General features: G+C 73.1%; 11 protein-coding genes and 1 pseudogene. 7 read left to right on the top strand and 5 right to left on the bottom strand.

The window, feature by feature from the left end:
* Nucleotides 1-13 precede the first annotated feature (13 nt).
* Nucleotides 14-2992: a beta-N-acetylglucosaminidase domain-containing protein gene (locus ACFZDL_RS21255; protein ID WP_353594137.1), complete on the bottom strand. Its 2979-nt coding sequence runs from the start codon at nt 2990-2992 to the stop codon at nt 14-16.
* A gap of 442 nt (nt 2993-3434) precedes the next feature.
* On the opposite strand from ACFZDL_RS21255, the gene ACFZDL_RS21250 reads away from it, so the two are divergent.
* The 4 genes from ACFZDL_RS21250 to ACFZDL_RS21235 all read left to right on the top strand — a co-directional run bounded on the left by ACFZDL_RS21250 (nt 3435) and on the right by ACFZDL_RS21235 (nt 7564).
* Complete coding sequence (locus tag ACFZDL_RS21250) at nt 3435-3734, top strand: hypothetical protein (protein WP_353594138.1); 300 nt, start codon at nt 3435-3437, stop codon at nt 3732-3734.
* A gap of 11 nt (nt 3735-3745) precedes the next feature.
* Nucleotides 3746-6082, top strand: a complete 2337-nt coding sequence (gene malQ, locus ACFZDL_RS21245) for a 4-alpha-glucanotransferase (protein ID WP_353594139.1) — start codon at nt 3746-3748, stop codon at nt 6080-6082.
* A complete protein-coding gene (locus ACFZDL_RS21240) occupies nt 6079-6315 on the top strand; it encodes a hypothetical protein (RefSeq protein ID WP_353594140.1) in 237 nt (78 codons plus the stop codon). The genes malQ and ACFZDL_RS21240 overlap by 4 nt, the downstream gene beginning before the upstream one ends.
* A gap of 274 nt (nt 6316-6589) precedes the next feature.
* The gene (locus ACFZDL_RS21235) at nt 6590-7564 is read left to right on the top strand and encodes an acyl-ACP desaturase (protein WP_353594141.1); all 975 of its coding nucleotides are present in this window, start codon (nt 6590-6592) and stop codon (nt 7562-7564) included.
* A 134-nt stretch (nt 7565-7698) separates the two neighbouring features.
* On the opposite strand, the gene pepN (ACFZDL_RS21230) is transcribed toward ACFZDL_RS21235, so the two are convergent.
* Together pepN (ACFZDL_RS21230) and ACFZDL_RS21225 are read right to left on the bottom strand one after the other, a co-directional pair.
* On the bottom strand, nt 7699-10269 hold the full coding sequence (gene pepN, locus ACFZDL_RS21230) for an aminopeptidase N (protein ID WP_353594142.1): 2571 nt from the start codon (nt 10267-10269) through the stop codon (nt 7699-7701).
* Nucleotides 10270-10412: 143 nt separating this feature from the next.
* Nucleotides 10413-11438, bottom strand: a complete 1026-nt coding sequence (locus tag ACFZDL_RS21225; protein WP_353594143.1) for an aspartate-semialdehyde dehydrogenase — start codon at nt 11436-11438, stop codon at nt 10413-10415.
* A 418-nt stretch (nt 11439-11856) separates the two neighbouring features.
* Here ACFZDL_RS21225 and ACFZDL_RS21220 point away from each other — a divergent pair, with 418 nt between their 5' ends.
* Nucleotides 11857-13584, top strand: coding sequence for a TIGR03767 family metallophosphoesterase (locus tag ACFZDL_RS21220; protein WP_353594144.1), 1728 nt, complete (start codon nt 11857-11859; stop codon nt 13582-13584).
* A gap of 100 nt (nt 13585-13684) precedes the next feature.
* Here ACFZDL_RS21220 and ACFZDL_RS21215 read toward each other — a convergent pair whose 3' ends face one another.
* Together ACFZDL_RS21215 and pepN (ACFZDL_RS21210) are read right to left on the bottom strand one after the other, a co-directional pair.
* Nucleotides 13685-14725, bottom strand: coding sequence for a hypothetical protein (locus ACFZDL_RS21215; RefSeq protein WP_353594145.1), 1041 nt, complete (start codon nt 14723-14725; stop codon nt 13685-13687).
* A 160-nt stretch (nt 14726-14885) separates the two neighbouring features.
* Entirely contained in the window at nt 14886-17504 is a 2619-nt protein-coding gene (pepN, locus tag ACFZDL_RS21210; protein ID WP_353594146.1) for an aminopeptidase N, read from the bottom strand.
* Between the two features lie 170 nt (nt 17505-17674).
* Here pepN (ACFZDL_RS21210) and ACFZDL_RS21205 point away from each other — a divergent pair, with 170 nt between their 5' ends.
* Both ACFZDL_RS21205 and ACFZDL_RS21200 read left to right on the top strand, forming a co-directional pair.
* Nucleotides 17675-18310 carry a DsbA family protein gene (locus ACFZDL_RS21205; protein WP_353594147.1) on the top strand — a complete coding sequence of 212 codons (636 nt, stop codon included), beginning with the start codon at nt 17675-17677 and terminating at the stop codon, nt 18308-18310.
* A 231-nt stretch (nt 18311-18541) separates the two neighbouring features.
* Nucleotides 18542-18870: pseudogene (locus tag ACFZDL_RS21200) on the top strand (IS30 family transposase); the annotation flags it as partial.

Genomic DNA, 18870 nt, shown 5'->3' with positions numbered 1-18870 from the left:
CCCGCGGCCCGTGTCAGTGCGTCGTCACCGCGTACGCCGCCACCGACCACAGGGAGTAGCCGAAGCGGGTGGCGCGCTCGGCGCCCTGGACGCGGATGAAGCGGGTGCCGGGTGCGTCCATCCGGACGGTCTCGTGCCCGCCCCGGCCGTCGGAGACGGTGGCCGCGGTGCGCCAGGTGCGGCCGTCGGCCGAGACCTGGACGCGGTAGCGGGTGGCGTACGCGTCCTGCCAGTGCAGATCGAGCCGGCCGACCCGGGCCGGGCGGGCGAGCTCCAGCTGCAGCCAGGCGCCGTCGTCGGCGGGGGAGGACCAGCGGGTGGCGGGGTCGCCGTCGATCGCGGCCGAGGCCGGGAAGTCGGCGGTCTCGTCGGCCGACGACGTGGCCTTCGCGCCGTCCGCGCGGGCCAGGTCGGGGCCGCCGGTGGGCGGGAAGGCCCGTACGGTCAGCACGCTCTCCTGGTCGCCGAAGCGCACCGGGACGGTGAAGGTCCCCGCTTTGGTTCCGTCCGGGATCGAAACCTCGATCCGGGCGGTCGCGGTGCTCCCGCGCCGGGCCGTCACCGCCTTGTCGGCCTTGACGCGGACGCCGCGCGGGGCGTGGACGGTCAGCTTGCCGTGGATGTCCTCGGGGCGGCGCGGGGTGACGCGGGCCTCGACGACGACGGCGCTGCCGCCGGTCTCCGCGTCGACGGCGTCCCGGGACAGATGCAGCTCCGCGGCCGGGGTGTCGCCGAACCACGGGGTGATCTCGTGCACGTCGGGCGGTGTCGTGCCCGCCTCCCACGCGAGCCGTAGCGCGTCGGCCCGTATGCCCCGGCCGGCGAGCTGGGTCCAGCCGCTGCCGGAGACCGCGCCGAGCTTCCGCCAGCCCTCGTCCGGGACATGGGCCCAGACGGTGCCGGGCGAGGTGGCCGCGCGGCCGGTGAGCGCGGAGACGGCGGCGAGCGGGCGGGCGCGGTCGAAGCGCACCGTGACCGGGCCGGTGGCGGCCAGGGAGGTCGCCGCGTCGCCGTCGGCGGCGGCGCGCTGGGCCTTGGAGGTGTGCAGCGACCCGGCGTCCGCGCCGTCCAGGCCCGTCCAGGCGTCGGCCCGGGCGAGGGCTTCCTTCAGGAAGGGGCCCAGGACGCCCTTGCCCACCGTCACCCGGCTCTCGGCGATCTTCTCGTGCAGCTCCTGCACCGCGGTCCTGGCCGACCAGCTCGCCGAGCCGTCGCCGCGCGCCTGGGCGGTGAGCATATCCACAGCCCGCGCCCCGGCGTCGCCGTAGCGCCCCAACTGGTCCAGCCAGGGGCCCAGTTCGCCGCCCAGGGTCGTATCGAGCCGGTCGGGGGCGTCCCGCATCGTGGTGAAGGCCGAGCGCAGCCGGTCCGCCGCCCGGTCCAGCCGCCGCCCCTCGCCCTCGGCCAGCGCGGTCCAGAACGCCTCGATCAGCGGGCGCAGATACGCGGACTCCTCGCCGCCGAGGACCGAGGACGCGTCGTTTCCGGCGAGCGCGCGCAGCGCCGCGCGGGCGCGGGGATCGGGCCCGGCCAGGTCGTCGACGGCCGCCCGCCAGGACTCCTGGGGGCGGTAGCCGCGCGGGTTCCAGGCGAAGTCGGCGGCGGTGAACAGCGCGATGCGGGAGGCGGTCGGCTGCTCCATGGCGTTGGCGAGCAGCCCCGCGGACTGGGTGGCGACGGCCGGCTCCCGCCCGGTGTACGGGCCGAGGAAGACACGGTCCTGGGCGTAGTCGTTGACCGGGTAGTTGTCCATGGTGACCAGCGCGTGGCCGAACGCGGCGCGCGCACCGGCCAGTTCGCTCCCGGTGATGGTCTTGGGCACCACCCCGACGCCGGTCCAGGCGATCTCCACGCCGGGGTCGACCCGGTCGGCCAGGGCGCGCCGGAAGTCGGTGGTGCCGTCCTGGTAGTACTCGGTCGGCAGCAACGAGAGCGGGACGGCGTCCGGGTGGCGTGCGGCCAGGTGCTCGGCGACGGCGTTGGCGACCTCGGCCTGCGCCCTGGCCGCCGCCTCGGGACCGGACCCGTAGGCCTCGGCGTCCGCGCCGCAGTGCCACTCGCTGTAGCTGACGTCCTGGAACTGGAGTTGGAAGGCGCGCACCCCGAGCGCCCACATGGCGTCCACCTTGCGCAGCAGCGCCCTGCGGTCGTCGGCGGAGGAGAAACACAGCTCCTGGCCCGGGGAGACCGCCCAGCCGAGGGTGACGTGGTTGCGGCGGGCCCGGTCGGCCAGCTGCCGGAACTCCTCGCGCCGCTCGGCGGGGTACGGGTCACGCCAGCGGGCCTGGCGGTAGGGGTCGTCGCCGGGCGCGTACAGGTAGCGGTTCTGCTTCGTACGGCCCATGAAGTCGAGCTGGGCGAGCCGGTCCGGGTGGGACCAGGGCTCGCCGTAGAAGCCCTCGGTGGTGCCGCGCACGGTGGCGGCGGGCCAGTCGCGCACGGTCACCCCGGGGAAGCGGCCCGCGCCGTGCGCGGGCCGGACCAGGAGCTGGCGCAGCGTCTGGACGGCGTGGAAGAGGCCGTCCGGGCCGACGCCGGACAGCGCGACCGTCTCCACCCCGGCCGCCCGGCCGGTCGCCAGGCGGTAGCCGCCGGAGGGCAGATCGCCGCGCTCGGGCGCGCCCAGGGCGCTCAGCGCGCTCAGCGCGCCCCTCCCGCCGACGCGCACCACCAGTCCGTCCGCCGGCGGCATGCCCTTGGGGACGGGCTCGGTGGCCTCGTTGACGATGTGCGCCCCGGCGTCGTGCAGCAGGGCGCGCAGCGCGTCCAGCGCGTACGGGTCGGAGTCGGCGTCGGCGACGAGCGTGACCTCTTTGCTCACGCTCACGCCGGATCCCTGGGCGCGCAGCGACTGAGGGCGCGGCCATACGGGCGGCAGGCCGCCGTCGCTCTCGCGGTCCGTCGTCGCGGCGCCGGGGGCTCCGTGGTCCCCGGGTGCGGCGGCCGCGCCCGGCGCGCCGCCCAGCAGTCCGCCGATGACGGCGGCGGCCATGGCCGTGGCGCCGGCCGCCCTCGATGTTCGACCTCGGCTTCCCCGCAGCTGCACGGGCTTCTCCTCGATACGGACTGGTGGTTCGCCTAGGTGTAGCCCTGGTAGGCGCGAGCCCACCATCGCGCGCGTGAGGGTGTCAACGGCGGTGCCCGAAGTGCCGGTAATGCCAGGTGTGGGATGTGGCGAGATGAGTACTTCGGCGGGGCGGGGGCGCGTCGCCGGGGTGGTCCGAGGTGGCTGGGAGCGCACCATGGCTGGTGAAAGTCTGACGCCGGAATGTCGGGTTGGTCAGTAAGCTATGTGCCTCGGACCCCTTGTGACCGTGAAATCGTCTGCTTCAGGGGATGTGACCTGAGGCACGTCCGGGGGCCGGTTACGTCTGCGACCGCCTCCAGTGGGTAGGCCTGCCCTGTCCCACTGCCGACACCCCACGGAGGCCCGTGTGGCCGCGTCAGCTCAGCTTCTGCTCTCTGCTCAGTCCAAACCTGTGACCGAGACCGCATCCGGACCGGGGGAGCCCGACCCGTTCGCCGGGGTCTCCCACCCCGACTGCGGCCTGTGCGGCCTGGAGGGATCCGGCTCCGGTCTGCACGCGGAGGCGCCGCTCACCAGTGAGCCCGCGCCCATCGACATCGCCCCCCTGACCAGCGAGCCCCCGCTCGCCGCCGAACTGCCGCTGACCAGCGAGCCGACCACCGCCGCGTACGGCGCCGGAGCGGGCATGGGGCCGATGGAGTTCTGAATGGAGTCCTGATGGGCAGAGCGCTCCTCGCCGAGCTGCACGGCGTCGCCACCTCCTACGAGCCCGCCCCCGGCCACACCGTGCGGGTGCCCGACGACACCGTCGTCGCTGTGCTCGCCGCGCTCGGCGTGGACGCCTCGACCCCCCACTCCGTACAGACCGCCCTGGAGCGGCACGAGCGCGAGGAGCGCACCCGGCTGCTGCCGCCCTGCCTGGTGGTGCGCCCCGGCCGGCCGCCACGGCTGCGGCTGCCGGAGGGCACCGTGCTGCGGGTCGAGCCCGAGAACGGCGCCGGCGCGGCGCTCGACTGGCGGCCCGCGGCCGACGGCCCGGCGGCCTCCGCGCTCCCCCTGGGCCGCCACACCGTGCGCGCCCACGCCCCCGATGGCGGCTCGGCCACCGCCACCCTGATCGTCGCCCCCGACCGGATGCCGGCGCCCTCGGCGCGCAGCCACGGCTTCCTCGTCCAGCTGTACTCCCTGCTGTCCGCGCGCTCCTGGGGGATGGGCGACCTCGGCGACCTGGCCGATCTCGCCGCCTGGTCGGGCCGGGCGCTGGGCGCCGGGTTCGTCCAGCTCAACCCGTTGCACGCGGCCGTGCCCGGCACGCCGGCCGAGCCCACCGACCCCTCCCCGTACCGCCCCTCCTCGCGCCGCTTCCCCGACCCGGTGCATCTGCGGGTCGAGGATGTGCCCGAGTACGCCCAGCTGCGCGGCCCCGCGCGCGACCGCGTCGACCAGCTGCTGGAGCGGGCCGCCGGCTTACGCACCGCCGTGCTCCAGGAGGGCGCGCTGATCGACCGGGACGCGGTGTGGGCGCTCAAACGGGAGGCCCTGGAGCTGGTGCGGACCGTGCCGCTGAGCCCCGGCCGGCGGGCCGCCTACTGCGACTTCCTCGCCGAGTGCGGCCAGGCCCTCGAGGACCACGCGATCTGGAGCGCGCTCGCCGAGATCCACGGCCCCGCCTGGCGCGCCTGGCCGGGCGGCCTGGCCGACCCCCGGTCCGCCGCGGTGGCCCGCGCCCGGGGCGAGCACCTGGACCGGGCCGACTTCCACTGCTGGCTCGCCTGGCTGACGGACGGGCAGCTGGCCGCCGCCCAGCGCGCCGCGCTCGACGCCGGGATGGCCATCGGCCTGGTGCACGACCTGGCGGTCGGGGTGCATCCGTCGGGCGCCGACGCCTGGGCGCTGCGGGACGTCTTCGCGTCCGGGATGTCCATCGGCGCTCCGCCCGACGCGTTCAACTCCCGCGGTCAGGACTGGGGGCTGCCGCCGTGGCGGCCGGACGCCCTGGCCGCCACGGGCTACGCCGCCTACCGGGACCTGCTGCGCGGGCTGTTGCGGCACGCGGGCGCGCTGCGCATCGACCATGTGATGGGCCTGTTCCGGCTGTGGTGGGTGCCGGAGGGGCGGGAGCCGACGGAGGGCTGTTACGTCCGCTACGACGCGGAGGCCATGCTCGGCGTGCTCGCCCTGGAGGCGCACCGCGCGGGGGCGGCGGTCATCGGCGAGGACCTGGGGACGGTGGAGCCGGGCGTGCGGGAGGCGCTGGCCGCGCGGGGGGTGCTGGGCACGTCGGTGCTGTGGTTCGAGCGGAACTACAACGGCGGGGGCGGTGGGGACGGCGACGCCGGCGAGGACGGCGAGACCAGCGGGGTCAGCGGGAGTGACGACCCCAGCGGAAACGGCGAGGCCGGCGAGGTCAGCGGGCCCGGCGGGGGCGACGCGAGTGAGCGGCCCAGGGGCGCCGCGCCCACCCGCGCCCGGCCGCTGATGCCCGAGGAGTGGCGCGTCGACTGTCTGGCCACCGTCACCACCCACGACCTGCCGAGCACCGCCGCCCGGCTCACCGGCGACCATGTCGAGCTGCGCCACCGGCTCGGCCTGCTCGCCCGCCCGCTCGCGCTCGAGCGGGCCGCGGACGCGGTGGAGCTCGCGGAGTGGCTGGCGCTGCTGGGGCGGCTGGGGATGCTGCCGGAGGGGCCGGGCGACGAGGAGGCGGCCGTCAAGGCGGTCCACCGCTTTCTGCTGCGCACCCCGGCGAAGCTGGTCGGCGTGTGGCTGCCGGACACGGTGGGGGACCGGCGCCCGCAGAACCTGCCCGGGACCTGGGACGAGTATCCGAACTGGCGGCTGCCCATCGCGGACGCGGCCGGCCGTCCCGTATCGCTGGAGGACCTGGTGGTCTCGCCGCGGCTGCACGCCCTGATGGGAGAGGTGGCGAGGGTGGCGCGGCGCGGGGGCGGGCCCGGAGAGACCGGGGAGACGGGGGAGACGGGGCCTGGGAGCCGGGGCAAGCCCACCCCGGGCACGCGGGGCGCGAGGGCGTCCGATACCGTGAGTCCGTGAGCAACAAGGTCAAAAAGAACGCCGTTCGCGCCGGTGCCGTCATCGCCGCGACGACGGCGATGCTGATGGTGTCGTCCCCCGCGTTCGCGTTCCGCGACGACGGTGACGACCCGGGTCCGGGCCTGAGCGTCGCCGAGACGCTGGGCCTCTATGTGGTCGCTCCCATCGTGCTGTTCGTCGTGATCGCCGGTCTGGTGATGCTCGGCGACAAGACGCGCAAGCGCAGTGACTGACGCGACCTGATACGAACTGACACAGAGGACGCCGTGACGAGGGCGCCCCCGGCTGGAGGCCGGCGGGCGCCCTCGTCACGTTTTCCCGCCGTTTCCCACGCGTCTCCCCAAGCGGTTTCCCGGTGCGTCTTTCAGGCGCTTTCCCACGCCTTTTCCCGGTGCGTGCCCGGCCGTTTATTTTCGCTTTAACCTACGGTGTCGTAACCTACGGAGCCGTAAGTCAAACCTACGGCCCCGTAGGTTACGCATCGCACGATGTCCCCAGGAGCCCCCTGTGACCCTTGCCCCCACTCGCCGTCACGGTCAGGCCGTATGGAGCGACAGCCGCCTGCTGTACGCGCTCGAAGAGGTCGTCGAAGTGGAGCTCAACCGGCATCTGAAGGCCGCCAAGGAGTGGATGCCGCACGAGTACGTGCCGTGGAGCGACGGCCGCAACTTCGACGGCGTGATGGGCGGCGAGGCATGGGCGCCCGAACAGTCCAAGGTCACCGACGTGGGCCGGATCGCGCTCGTGGTCAATCTGCTCACCGAGGACAACCTGCCCAGCTACCACCACGAGATCGCCACGCTCTTCGGCCGCGACGGCGCGTGGGGCACCTGGGTGCACCGGTGGACGGCGGAGGAGGGCCGGCACGGCATCGTCATGCGTGACTACCTGCTGACCAGCCGCGCGGTCGACCCGGTCGAGCTGGAGCGGTTCCGGATGAGCCACATGTCCGAGGGGTTCCAGTCCGACAACAGGCACAGCATGCTGCACTCCGTCGCGTACGTGGCCTTCCAGGAGCTTGCCACCCGCGTATCCCACCGCAACACCGGCCACCACTCCGGCGACCCGGTCTGCGACCGGATGCTGGCCCGCATCGCGACCGACGAGAACCTGCACATGGTCTTCTACCGGAATCTGCTGGCGAAGGCGTTTGAACTGGCGCCCGACCAGACCATGAGCGCCGTCCGCGATGTGGTGGTCGATTTCCGCATGCCGGGCCACGGCATTCCCGGGTTCGAGCGGGCCGCGGCGCAGATGGCCATCGGCGGCATCTACAACCTGCGCATCCACCACGACGACGTGCTGCAGCCCGTGCTGCGCTTCCTCAAGGTGCTGGAGATCTCCGGGCTCACGGGCGAGGGGCTGAAGGCGCAGGAGGAGCTGGGGCTGTACATGGGGGGCCTGGACGCCCAGGCCACCAAGTTCGACGAGCGGCGCGAGGCCATGCTCGCCCGCCGCGCGGCCCGCGCCGACCGCGTCTGAGCAACGGGACCGGACGCGGCGGACCAGACGCGCGGGACCGGACGCGGCGGACCAGACGCTAGGGACCAGACGCGCGGGACCAGATACGAGGGCGCCCCGGACCGGCCCGGTCCGGGGCGCCCTCGTACGTGCCGTCAGCCCGCCGCGGCAGCGTCCGCCGCCTGGGCCCGAAGCGCACGCTCGACGCCCGCGCGGCACTCGGTGACCAGGCGCCGCAGCGCCGCGCTGGGCTCGGCGGAGGCCAGCCAGGCGTCGGTCGCGTCCAGAGTCGCCTGCGAGATCTGGACGGTCGGGTAGAGGCCGATCACGATCTGCTGCGCCATCTCGTGGCTGCGGCCCTCCCACACGCCCTTGACCGCGGCGAAGTACTTCTCGGTGTACGGGGCCAGCAGCTCGCGCTGGTCGCTCTGGACGAAGCCGCGGATCACGGCCTCCTGCACCGCGTTCGGCAGCTTGTCGGACTCCACGACCGACGCCCACGCCTCGGCCTTCGCCTCCGGCGTCGGCCGCGCGGCGCGTGCGGTGGCCGCGTGGCGCTCGCCCGCCGAGGTGCGGTCCCGCTCCAGCTCCGCGTCGACCGAGGCCCCGTCGGCCCGGCCGGTCGCGGCCAGCCGCTCCAGGAACACCCAGCGCAGCTCGGTGTCGACGGCCAGGCCCTCGATGGTCTCGGTGCCCGCCAGCAGCCCCGCCAGCAGGTCGAGCTGTGCGTCGGTGCGGGCGGTGTCCGCGAAGGCCCGCGCCCAGGCCAGCTGGTGGTCGCTGCCGGGGGCGGCGGCCCGCAGGTGGTCCACGGTGGCCTCGGTCCACCGCGCCAGGCCGCTCTCGCGCCAGTCGGGGGCCGCGTACAGGTCGAGGGCCAGCTTGACCTGGCGCTGCAGCGACTGGACGACGCCGATGTCCGACTCCTTGGCGATACCGGACAGCACCAGGGAGAGGTAGTCGCGGGTGGCCAGCTCGCCGTCGCGGGTCATGTCCCAGGCCGAGGCCCAGCACAGGGCGCGCGGCAGGGAGGCCTCGAAGTCGCCCAGGTGCTCGGTGACCACGGCCAGCGAGTCCGGGTCCAGGCGCACCTTCGCGTACGACAGGTCGTCGTCGTTGAGCAGGATGACGGCCGGGCGCTTGCGGCCGGCCAGGGTGGCCACGGGGGTCAGCTCGCCGTCCACGTCGACCTCGATCCGCTCGCCGCGCACCAGCTTGCCGGTGGCGTCGACGTCGTACAGGCCGATCGCGATGCGGTGCGGGCGCAGCAGAGGCTCGCCCTTGGCGCCGGGGGGCAGGGCCGGGGCCTCCTGCCGCACCGCGAAGGAGGTGATGGTGCCGGAGGCGTCGGTTTCGATCTCCGGGCGCAGGATGTTGATCCCCGCCGTCTCCAGCCACGCCTTCGACCAGGTCTTCAGGTCCCGGCCGCTGGTCTCCTCGAGCGCGCCGAGCAGGTCGGACAGGCGGGTGTTCTTGTAGGCGTGGCGCTTGAAGTACGCCTGTACGCCCTTGAAGAACTCCTCCTCGCCGACGTAGGCGACCAGCTGCTTGAGGACGGAGGCGCCCTTGGCGTAGGTGATGCCGTCGAAGTTGACCATGACGTCGTCCAGGTCGCGGATCTCGGCCATGATCGGGTGGGTGGAGGGCAGCTGGTCCTGCCGGTAGGCCCAGGTCTTCATCGAGTTGGCGAAGGTGGTCCAGGCGTGCGGCCACCTGCTGCCGGGCGCGGACGCCTGGCAGGCGATGGAGGTGAAGGTGGCGAACGACTCGTTCAGCCACAGGTCGTTCCACCACTCCATGGTCACCAGGTCGCCGAACCACATGTGGGCCAGCTCGTGGAGGATGGTCTCCGCCCGCGTCTCGTAGGCCGCGTCCGTGACCTTGGAGCGGAAGACGTACTGGTCGCGGATGGTGACCGCGCCCGCGTTCTCCATCGCGCCCGCGTTGAACTCGGGCACGAACAGCTGGTCGTACTTGGCGAAGGGGTAGGCGTAGTCGAACTTCTCCTGGAACCAGTCGAAGCCCTGCCGGGTCACCTCGAAGATCGCGTCCGAGTCCAGGAACTCGGCGAGCGAGGGACGGCAGTAGATGCCCAGCGGCACCGACCGCCCCTCGCCCTCCCAGCTGCTGTGCACGCTGTGGTACGGGCCCGCGATCAGCGCGGTGATGTACGTCGAGATGCGCGGCGTCGGCTCGAAGCGCCAGACGTTGTCCTTGGGCTCGGGCGCCGGCGAGTTGGAGATCACCGTCCAGCCCTCGGGAGCCGTCACCGTGAACTGGAACGTGGCCTTCAGGTCCGGCTGCTCGAAGCTGGCGAACACCCGGCGCGCGTCCGGCACCTCGAACTGCGTGTAGAGGTAGGCCTGCTGGTCGACCGGGTCCACGAAGCGGTGCAGGCCCTCGCCGGTGTTGGTGTACGCGCAGTCCGCGACGACCCGCAGCTCGTTGCGCCCCTCCTGCAGGCCGCTCAGCGCGATCCGGGAGTCCGCGAAGACCTCGGCCGCGTCCAGCTCGTACCCGTTGAGCACCACCTGGTGCACGGTGGGCGCGACCAGGTCGATGAAGGAGTCGCCCGCCTCCGCCGAATCGAAGCGCACTGAGGTGACCGACCGGAAGGTGCCGCCCTCCTGGGCGCCGGAGAGATCGAGCTCGATCTCGTACGAGTCGACGCTGAGCAGCCGCGCCCGCCGCTGCGCCTCTTCGCGGGTCAGGTTCGTTCCAGGCACCTGGGCATCTCCTTCGAATACGACGTTTCGGCCATCCTTCCACGCAAGGCCCCTCCGCCGCCCGCGGTAATCGCCCGGCGCCGCGGGGCGCCACCGTCAGGTGCCCGGAACGGTGACGCGCACCGGGCCGAGGGGGCGCCGGCTCAGCTGAGCTCGGCCGCCACCAGTTCGGCGATCTGGACCGCGTTGAGCGCGGCCCCCTTGCGGAGGTTGTCGTTGGACAGGAAGAGCGCGAGGCCGTTGTCGACCGTCTCGTCCACGCGGATACGACCCACGAAGCTGGCGTCCTTGCCCGCCGCCTGCAGCGGGGTCGGGATCTCCGAGAGCTCGACGCCGGGGGCCCCGGCCAGCAGCTCGTAGGCGCGCGCCACGCTCAGCGGACGGGCGAAGCGGGCGTTGACCTGAAGCGAGTGGCCGGTGAAGACGGGGACGCGGACGCAGGTGCCGGAGACCTTCAGCTCGGGGATGCCGAGGATCTTGCGGGACTCGTTGCGGAGCTTGTGCTCCTCGTCGGTCTCGAAGCGGCCGTCGTCGACGAGGTTGCCCGCGAACGGCAGCACATTGAAGGCGATGGGGCGCTTGTAGACGGCGGGCTCGGGGAACTCCACGGCGGACCCGTCGTGGGTCAGCGCGGTCGCGCCGTCGATGACCTTGCGGGCCTGGCCGTCCAGCTCCTCCACCCCGGACAGGCCGGAGCCGGACACGGCCTGGTAGGTGGTGGCGACCAGGGCGGTCAGCCCCGCCTCCTCGTGCAGCGGGCGCAGCACCGGCATGGCGGCCATGGTGGTGCAGTTCGGGTTGGCGATGATGCCCTTGGGGCGGTGAGCGGCGGCGTCCGGGTTGACCTCGGAGACCACCAGCGGCACCTCGGGGTCCATCCGCCAGGCGGAGGAGTTGTCGATCACCACGGCGCCGGCCGCGGCGACCTTGGGCGCCAGCGCCCGGGAGGTGGCTCCGCCCGCGGAGAACAGGGCGATGTCCAGCCGGGAGTAGTCGGCGGTGGCCGCGTCCTCGACGGAGATCTCGGTGTCCTGCCAGGGGAGCGTGCGCCCGGCGGAGCGGGCCGAGGCGAACAGCCGCAGCTCCTCGACCGGGAAGTCCCGCTCCGCGAGGATCTTCCGCATGACCCCGCCGACCTGGCCGGTGGCTCCGACGATTCCGATCCTCACGACGCGCTCCTTCACGTTCTGTGCCTGCTGCTGGGTGGCCGGCGTGCCTCCCATCATGCGGGTGGCCCGGGTGACCTTGTCCAATCCATTCTCCGGTCCGTTGTCCGGATGCCTGGGACGGTTCATTGTCCAGTGCCTGGGGCGGGCCCGCGCCGGGCGTGGGCCGCGCACACACCGCGCGTGCCCCATTCCGAAGTTCTGTGGGCGTTCCCAGGCCCGGTGAACTCCGGGTGAGCGGCGGGATTCCGGCGGCGTAGTGCGGGATGACCGTTTGCTGCCGCCAAGATCCACGTGCGTATTTCGGCGGCGGGCGTTGCCGCATCGTTAACTCGCAGGCCATCCCCGCTGCCAACGATCCGAGGTGACAGGGCAGCTCGCTGCCCGACCGCTGCCGCGCATCCACTCGGGGAGATCCCGCATGTCCCGCATACGGTCCGCCGCCCACGCCGCCCTCGACCGCCGCACCCTCCTGGTCGCCGCCGCCTCCGCCAGTGCCGCGACGGGCCTCGGGCTCGCCTTCGGGCCCGGCAGCGGCTCGGCGACCGCCTCGCAGCCGCCCCAGGTGCGCGCCGCCGCCCGCAGGGTCGTCAGCGCCCCCGCGCTCCCCTCGAAGGCCGGCACCACGCTGGAGACCTTCTCCGCCCCGCGCGGCAGCGGCCCCTACCGCCGGCTCGGCGACGGCCCGGCCTGGGCCCGTACCGTACGCACCGAGCTCGCCGGGGCCAAGGGCGGCCGGGAGGACCGGCGCACCACGCTCGCCTCCTTCGTGCAGCTCACGGATCTGCACCTGACCGATGTGCAGCACCCGCTGCGCTACGAGTTCCTGCGCGCCGGGCGGCCGGGCGCCTGGCGGCCCCACGAGGCGCTGACCGTGGTCGGCGCCGCGTCCCTCATCGAGCGGGTCAACGGGCTGCGCGGCGGTCCCGCCACCGGCTCCCCGCTCTCCTTCGTCATGACCACGGGCGACAACACCGACAACAACGCCCGGATCGAGCTGGACTGGTTCCTGGGCGTGATGAACGGCGGCCGGATCACCCCCAACACGGGCGACCCGCGCCGCTACGAGGGCGTGCAGAACAGCGGGCTCAAGGCGTTCTGGCACCCGGAGAGCGCGCTGCGCGACGCCGACAAGCAGCTCGGCTTCCCGCACATCGACGGCTTCCTCGAGGCCGCGCTGCGCACCGTCAACAGCCCCGGGCTGCGGCTGCCGTGGTACTCGACCATCGGCAACCACGACGACCTGTCCGGCGGCGTCTACTCCTTCGGCGGCTCCTACTTCGCGGACCTCGCCACCGGCAGCCGCAAGCTCCAGATCATCCCGGCCGCCGAGGCCAAGGAGCGCTTCAAGGACGAGCGCAAGGGCGGCGACCCCACGGGCAAGGTCATGAAGGAGCTGCTGCGCGCGCACGCGAAGGACATGCGCACCGTCACGCCCGACGAGCGCCGCGCGCCCTTCTCCCAGCGCGACTTCGTCGCAGCCCACCTGGACCCCGCCCACACCGGGCCCGGCCCGGTCGGCCACGGCTACACCAAGGCCAACCTCGACGAGGGCACCTGCTACTACTCGTTCCGGATATCCGACGGCCTCCTCGGCATCAGCCTGGACACCACCGACCCGGGCGGCCACTACACCGGTTCGCTGGGCACCGCCCAGCTGCGCTGGCTGGAGCGGACGCTGAAGGCCCACAAGGACGACCGGATCCTGGTCTTCAGCCACCACTACAGCCGCAGCATGGACAACCTGAACCGCGACCCGGCCCGCCCGCGCGAGGCCCGGCACGGCGGCGACGAGATCGTGGCCCTCTTCCAGCGCCACCCCCAGGTGCTGGCGTGGATCAACGGCCACAGCCACAAGAACGAGATCACCCCGCGCTCCACCTTCTGGGAGATCACCACCGCCTCGCACGTGGACTTCCCCCAGCTGGCCCGGGTGATCGAGGTCGTGGACAACCACGACGGCACGCTGTCGCTGTTCACCACCCTCGTCGAGTCGGCCGCGCCGCGCCGCGCGGACCACTCCGACCTGTCCCAGACCGGCCTCGCCGCGCTCTACCGCGAGCTGTCCTACAACGCCCCGGGGCGCAGCCAGGCCCTGGCGGGCGACGCGGGCGACCGCAACACCGAGCTGCTGCTGCGCAAGCCGTGACCTGACGCCCCGCGGCCCGCGCCCCGGCGCAGCCGCTCATCCGGCCCGTCGCTCATCCGGCCGGTCGCTCATCCGGCCGGTCGCTCATCCGGCCCGTCGCTCATCTGGGCCGGATCACGACGTAGGGCGCGGGCACGCGGTCGACGGACGCGATCAGCGCGGTGCGGACCACCGCGGCCTGCGCGTCCAGGGACTCGCGGAGCTTCTTGGGGGTGACGCGCACGACCGTGATGCCCAGCCGCTCCATGTGCTCGCCGGCGGGGGTGAGGCCGCCCAGCGGGTCGTGCCCGCCGCCCTGGCGGGGGGTGCGCGCGTCGATCTCCAGCGCCACGGCCTGCAGCGGCCAGTACGCGTCCACCCCGGCCAGCAGGGAGCCGCCGGGCAGCCGCAGCTCCACGTTCCACAGCGGCTCGGGCAGGGAGTGTCCGCGCACCATGTTGTACAGCAGGGCCTCGGCCATGGTCCGCCCCTCCGCCAGCAGCGCGTCGACGGCGTCGACGACATGCGGCCGGGACAGCAGCCGGGCCCGGCTCAGCTCCCGTACGACGGACGACGCCTCGCAGTGCCCGTGCCGTACGGCCTCGATGAGCAGCCGGCGGACGGCCGGGGCGTCGGACAGCCGGGCCACCGCGTCGGCGAGGGCGCGGGAGGCGGGGGCGGTCGGCAGACCGGTGATCTGCCGGGGCCGGGGCAGGGCGGCGGCGCGGACGAAGCGCACATAGCCGGCCCCGCGCAGCCGTCGTGCGCGCGGTACGAGCACGTCGACGCGGTCCAGGGCGCGCAGCGAGGGGGCGGCGGAGAAGCGGTGCAGGGCCAGCGCCGCCAGCCCGGTGATCATCGCCTCGCCGTACGGCCCGCCCGCCCCGGGCGCCGGCACGGTGCCCTGCGGGTGGTCCGGGCGCTCCCGGCTCGCGGTGTACAGGAGCGCCGCGTGCAGCCGCTCCTCGCCGGTGGCGGGGCCGGGATGGAGCAGATGGACGCCCGGCAGGATCCGCTGCCAGGGGCCGCCGGGGCGGCAGCGCTCGGCGGCCTCGGCCGCCGTCACGCCGTGCTCACGGAGCTGACGGCTCGTCAGGACGCTGCGCCCGCCGCCCGGGAGGTGGTGCAGCGGGCGGGGCGAGAGCGGGGTGTCGGAGTTCATGACCCCGCCATTCCCGGGCCCGCCCGGCCCGCTAACCGCTGTTACACACTCGTCGACAAATACGGACAACACTGCCCTAAAGTACGGGCGTTCGAGTGCCGAAAACACCTGATCCGCCGACAACGACCCCCTGCCGGCGAGCGGCGCCGACGGCGACCCGTCAGACGGCCGAGCGGGCATCGCACTCCTGTGCGCGCAGCGCCCGCGCGAGATCGTCCCGCGCCTCCAGGACCAGCCGGCGCAGCGCGGGCGCCGCGTCCGGGTGGCCGGCCAGCCAGGCGTCGGCCGCCTCCAGGGTCCTGGCGTCGCCCTGCGCGGGGAACAGGCCGCGGACGATCGACATGGCGATCTCGATCGACCGCTCCCGCCACACCCGCTCGATGACGGCGAAGTACCGGTCCTCGTACGGCGCGAGCAGCTCCGCCTGCGAGGGCTGGGCGAACCCCGCGATGGTGGCCTCCACCAGCGCGTTGGACAGCGCGTCCGACTCCACGACCGACGCCCACGCCTCCGCCTTGACCTCGGCCGACGGCCGGGCGGCCAGGCAGCGCACCTGGTGGCGCTTGCCGGAGGCGGTGTCGTCGCGGGCCAGCTCCGCCGCGATCAGCGACGCGCCGGCCGCTCCCTGGGCGGCGAGGGAGGCCAGGAACGTCCAGCGCAGCTCCTGGTCGACATCCAGCCCATCGATCCGGGCCGTGCCGTCCAGCAGCCCCAGCAGCACCCGCTGGTCCAGGTCGGTGGCGGCGGTCTGGGCGAAGAACCGCGACCAGGCCAGCTGATGGCCGCTGCCCGGCGCGGCCAGCCGCAGCTCGCGCAGCGCGCCCTCGGCGACCCGCAGGCCGCCCTCCTCGCGCCAGTCGGGCGCCGCGTAGTGCTGGAGCGCGGACTGGGCCCACGCCTGGACCATCTGCACCACGCCGATGTCGGTCTCCGCCCCGCCGAAGCGCTCCACCAGGTCCAGGAAGTCACGGGCGGGCATCAGCGCGTCCCTCGTGAGATTCCACAGGGCGGACCAGCACAGCGCCCGCGCGAGGGGGTCGGTCAGCTCGCCCAGGTGGGCGCGCAGGGTGTCCAGCGAGGCCTCGTCGAAGCGGACCTTGCAGTACGTCAGGTCGTCGTCGTTGACCAGGATCAGATCGGGCCGCTCGGCCCCGGTCAGCTCGGCCACCACCGTACGGGGGCCGTCCACGTCGACCTCGGCCCGGGCGTAGCGCACCAGCGCGCTGGGCTCGCCCGCCGCGGCGCCGGCCCGGCGGTAGAGGCCGACGGCGACCCGGTGCGGGCGCAGGGTCGGATGCTCGGCGGAGGCGGCCTCCTGGACGATCGACAGCTCGGTGATGTGGCCGGCCGCGTCATAGGTGGCCTGGGGGGTGAGCACATTGACCCCGGCCGTCTCCAGCCAGGCCCGGGACCAGGAAGCCATGTCCCGGCCGGAGGTCTCGGTCAGCACCGACAGCAGGTCGGCCAGGCGCGTATTGCCGTACGCATGGCGCTTGAAGTAGCGGCGCGCGCCCTCCAGGAAGGCGTCCCGCCCGGCGTAGGCCACCAGCTGCTTGAGGACGGAGGCGCCCTTGGCGTAGGTGATCCCGTCGAAGTTGAGCTTGGCGTCCTCCAGGTCGCGGATGTCGGCCGTGACCGGGTGGGTGGACGGCAGCTGGTCGGCGCGGTAGGCCCAGGCCTTGCGGCGGTTGGCGAAGGTGATCCAGCCGTCGGTGAAGCGGGTCGACTCGACGAGCGAGAAGGCGCCCATGAAGTCCGCGAAGGACTCCTTGAGCCACAGGTCGTCCCACCACTCCATGGTGACCAGGTCGCCGAACCACATGTGGGCCATCTCGTGGAGGATCACATTGGCCCGGTGCTCGTACGAGGCCTGGGTGACCTTTCCGCGGAAGATGAACTCCTCGCGGAAGGTCACACAGCCCGGGTTCTCCATCGCGCCCAGGTTGTACTCGGGCACGAACGCCTGGTCGTACTTCCCGAAGGGGTACGGATAGTCGAAGTGGTCGTGGAAGAAGTCCAGGCCCTGCTTGGTGACGGTGAAGACGTCGTCCGCGTCGAAGTGTTTGGCCAGCGAGGCGCGGCACAGGGCGCCCAGCGGGATCTCCAGGGTGGAGCCGTCCGGCAGGGTGCGGCTGTAGTCGTCCCGCTCGTAGTGGTACGGACCGGCGACGACCGCCGTGATGTACGTGGAGATCGGCTCGGTAGGCGCGAAACGGGTGGTGGCGAACCCGTCACCCGCGCCCCACGGCTCGCATTCCGCCACCGCGCCGTTGCTGAGCACCGTCCAGTCCTGCGGGGCGGTCACCGAGAAGGTGAACCGGGCCTTGAGGTCGGGCTGCTCGAAGTTCGCGAAGACGCGGCGGGCGTCGGCCGGCTCGTACTGCGTGTAGAGATAGACCTGGCCGTCCTCGGGGTCGACAAAGCGGTGCAGCCCCTCGCCGGTCCTGCTGTAGGCGCACTGCGCGTCCACCACCAGCTCGTTCTCCGCGGCGAGGGAGTCGAGGGCGATCCGCGCGCCGTCGAAGACGGTCTCGGGGTCGAGCTCCCGGCCGTTCAGCCGCACGGCGGTGACCCGCGGCGCGAGCAGATCGGCGAAGGACGCGGCCCCGGGCTCGGCGCAGCGGAAGCGCAGCGTGGTCGTCGAGCGGAAGGTGCGCGGTCCGGTGCCGGTGTGCTCGGCGACCGCGGACCGCAGGTCGAGCGCCACCTCGTACGAGTCCACGGTCAGCAGCCGCGCGCGCTCGCGGGCCTCGTCACGGGTCAGGTTCTCGCCGGGCAAGACGCGGCTCCCTCGTCATCGTCTCGAATATCGGACATTGAGCATGCGAAATCATGTCACGCGGCACTGACAACGGGAATCGGGGAATGGCCGCCACGCCCGGCCGTGTTTCCTGGAACACATCTGGAACACATAGCGCTTTTCCACAGCTGTCCGTTCGAGGAGAGATCGTGACCGAAACCGCCAAGACTCCTGCTGATTTCTGGTTTGACCCGCTGTGTCCCTGGGCCTGGATGACCTCGCGCTGGATGCTGGAGGTGGAGAAGGTCCGCCCGGTCGAGGTGCGCTGGCACGTGATGAGTCTGGCCGTGCTCAACGAGCCCAGGGCCGACGAACTGCCCGAGCAGTACCGCGAGCTGATGAAGACCGCCTGGGGCCCGGTCCGGGTCTGCATCGCCGCCGAGCAGAAGCACGGCAGCGAGGTCCTCGGCCGGCTCTACACCGCTCTCGGCACCCGCTTCCACAACCAGGGCCTGGAGAAGAACCGCGAGACGATCGTCGCCGCCCTGGAGGAAGCCGGACTGCCCGCCGACCTCGCGGACGCCGCCGACTCCGACGCGTACGACACCGAGCTGCGCGCCTCCCACAAGGAGGGCATCGACCTGGTCGGCCAGGACGTGGGCACCCCGGTCATCGCGGTCCCCGGCGCGGACGGCGAGCAGGTCGCCTTCTTCGGCCCGGTCGTGACCCCCGCCCCTAAGGGCGAGGCCGCCGCCCAGCTGTGGGACGGCACGCTGATGGTCGCCTCGATCCCCGGCTTCTACGAGATCAAGCGCACCCGCACGGTGGGCCCGATCTTCGACTGAGGCACAACCGAGGCACCCACGACGGACGGCAGAACCCACGACGGGCGGCGCCGGCGGAAGACCGCGGCGCCCCCTGAGGAGTAAACGGTGAAGGCCCCCGCGCGGCTTGGGTTCTAACGGTCCTCGCAACACCCGCGATCTGTGGGAGTTGCGAGGACCGTGGCCGTTGGACGCGATGATCTTGCGGGGTTGAGGGAGTGTTTCCTTGCGCGGCTGGATGCCGTGGGGAACGTGAGCGTGGTGGCGCGTGAGCTGGGAGTGAACCGGAACACCGCCTTCGGATGGGCCCGGAAGGCCGGACGGACCTCGGTGCGCCTGCCGCGGCGGCACCCCGGGCGCGACGAGTACGAGCGGCTTCGGGCCGCCGGTGTCGCACGCCGAGTGGCGGCCCGGAAGGTCGGTGTGAACGAGCGCACGGCCAAGGACTGGGACTGGGGCGTCAAGAAGAGCCGCACCACGCGCACTTACGCCGACGGCCGCCGTGTCGACTACACCACCGGGACCGTCACGATGAGCGGCGTGACCACAGCACCGGTGGGCCTACAAGCCCTGGAAAAGCA

This window comes from Streptomyces sp. NPDC007917, from assembly GCF_042959105.1.
Lineage (GTDB): Bacteria > Actinomycetota > Actinomycetes > Streptomycetales > Streptomycetaceae > Streptomyces.
Note: the sequence above shows the minus strand (reverse complement) of the source record. Positions and strands in the feature narration are given on the sequence as shown.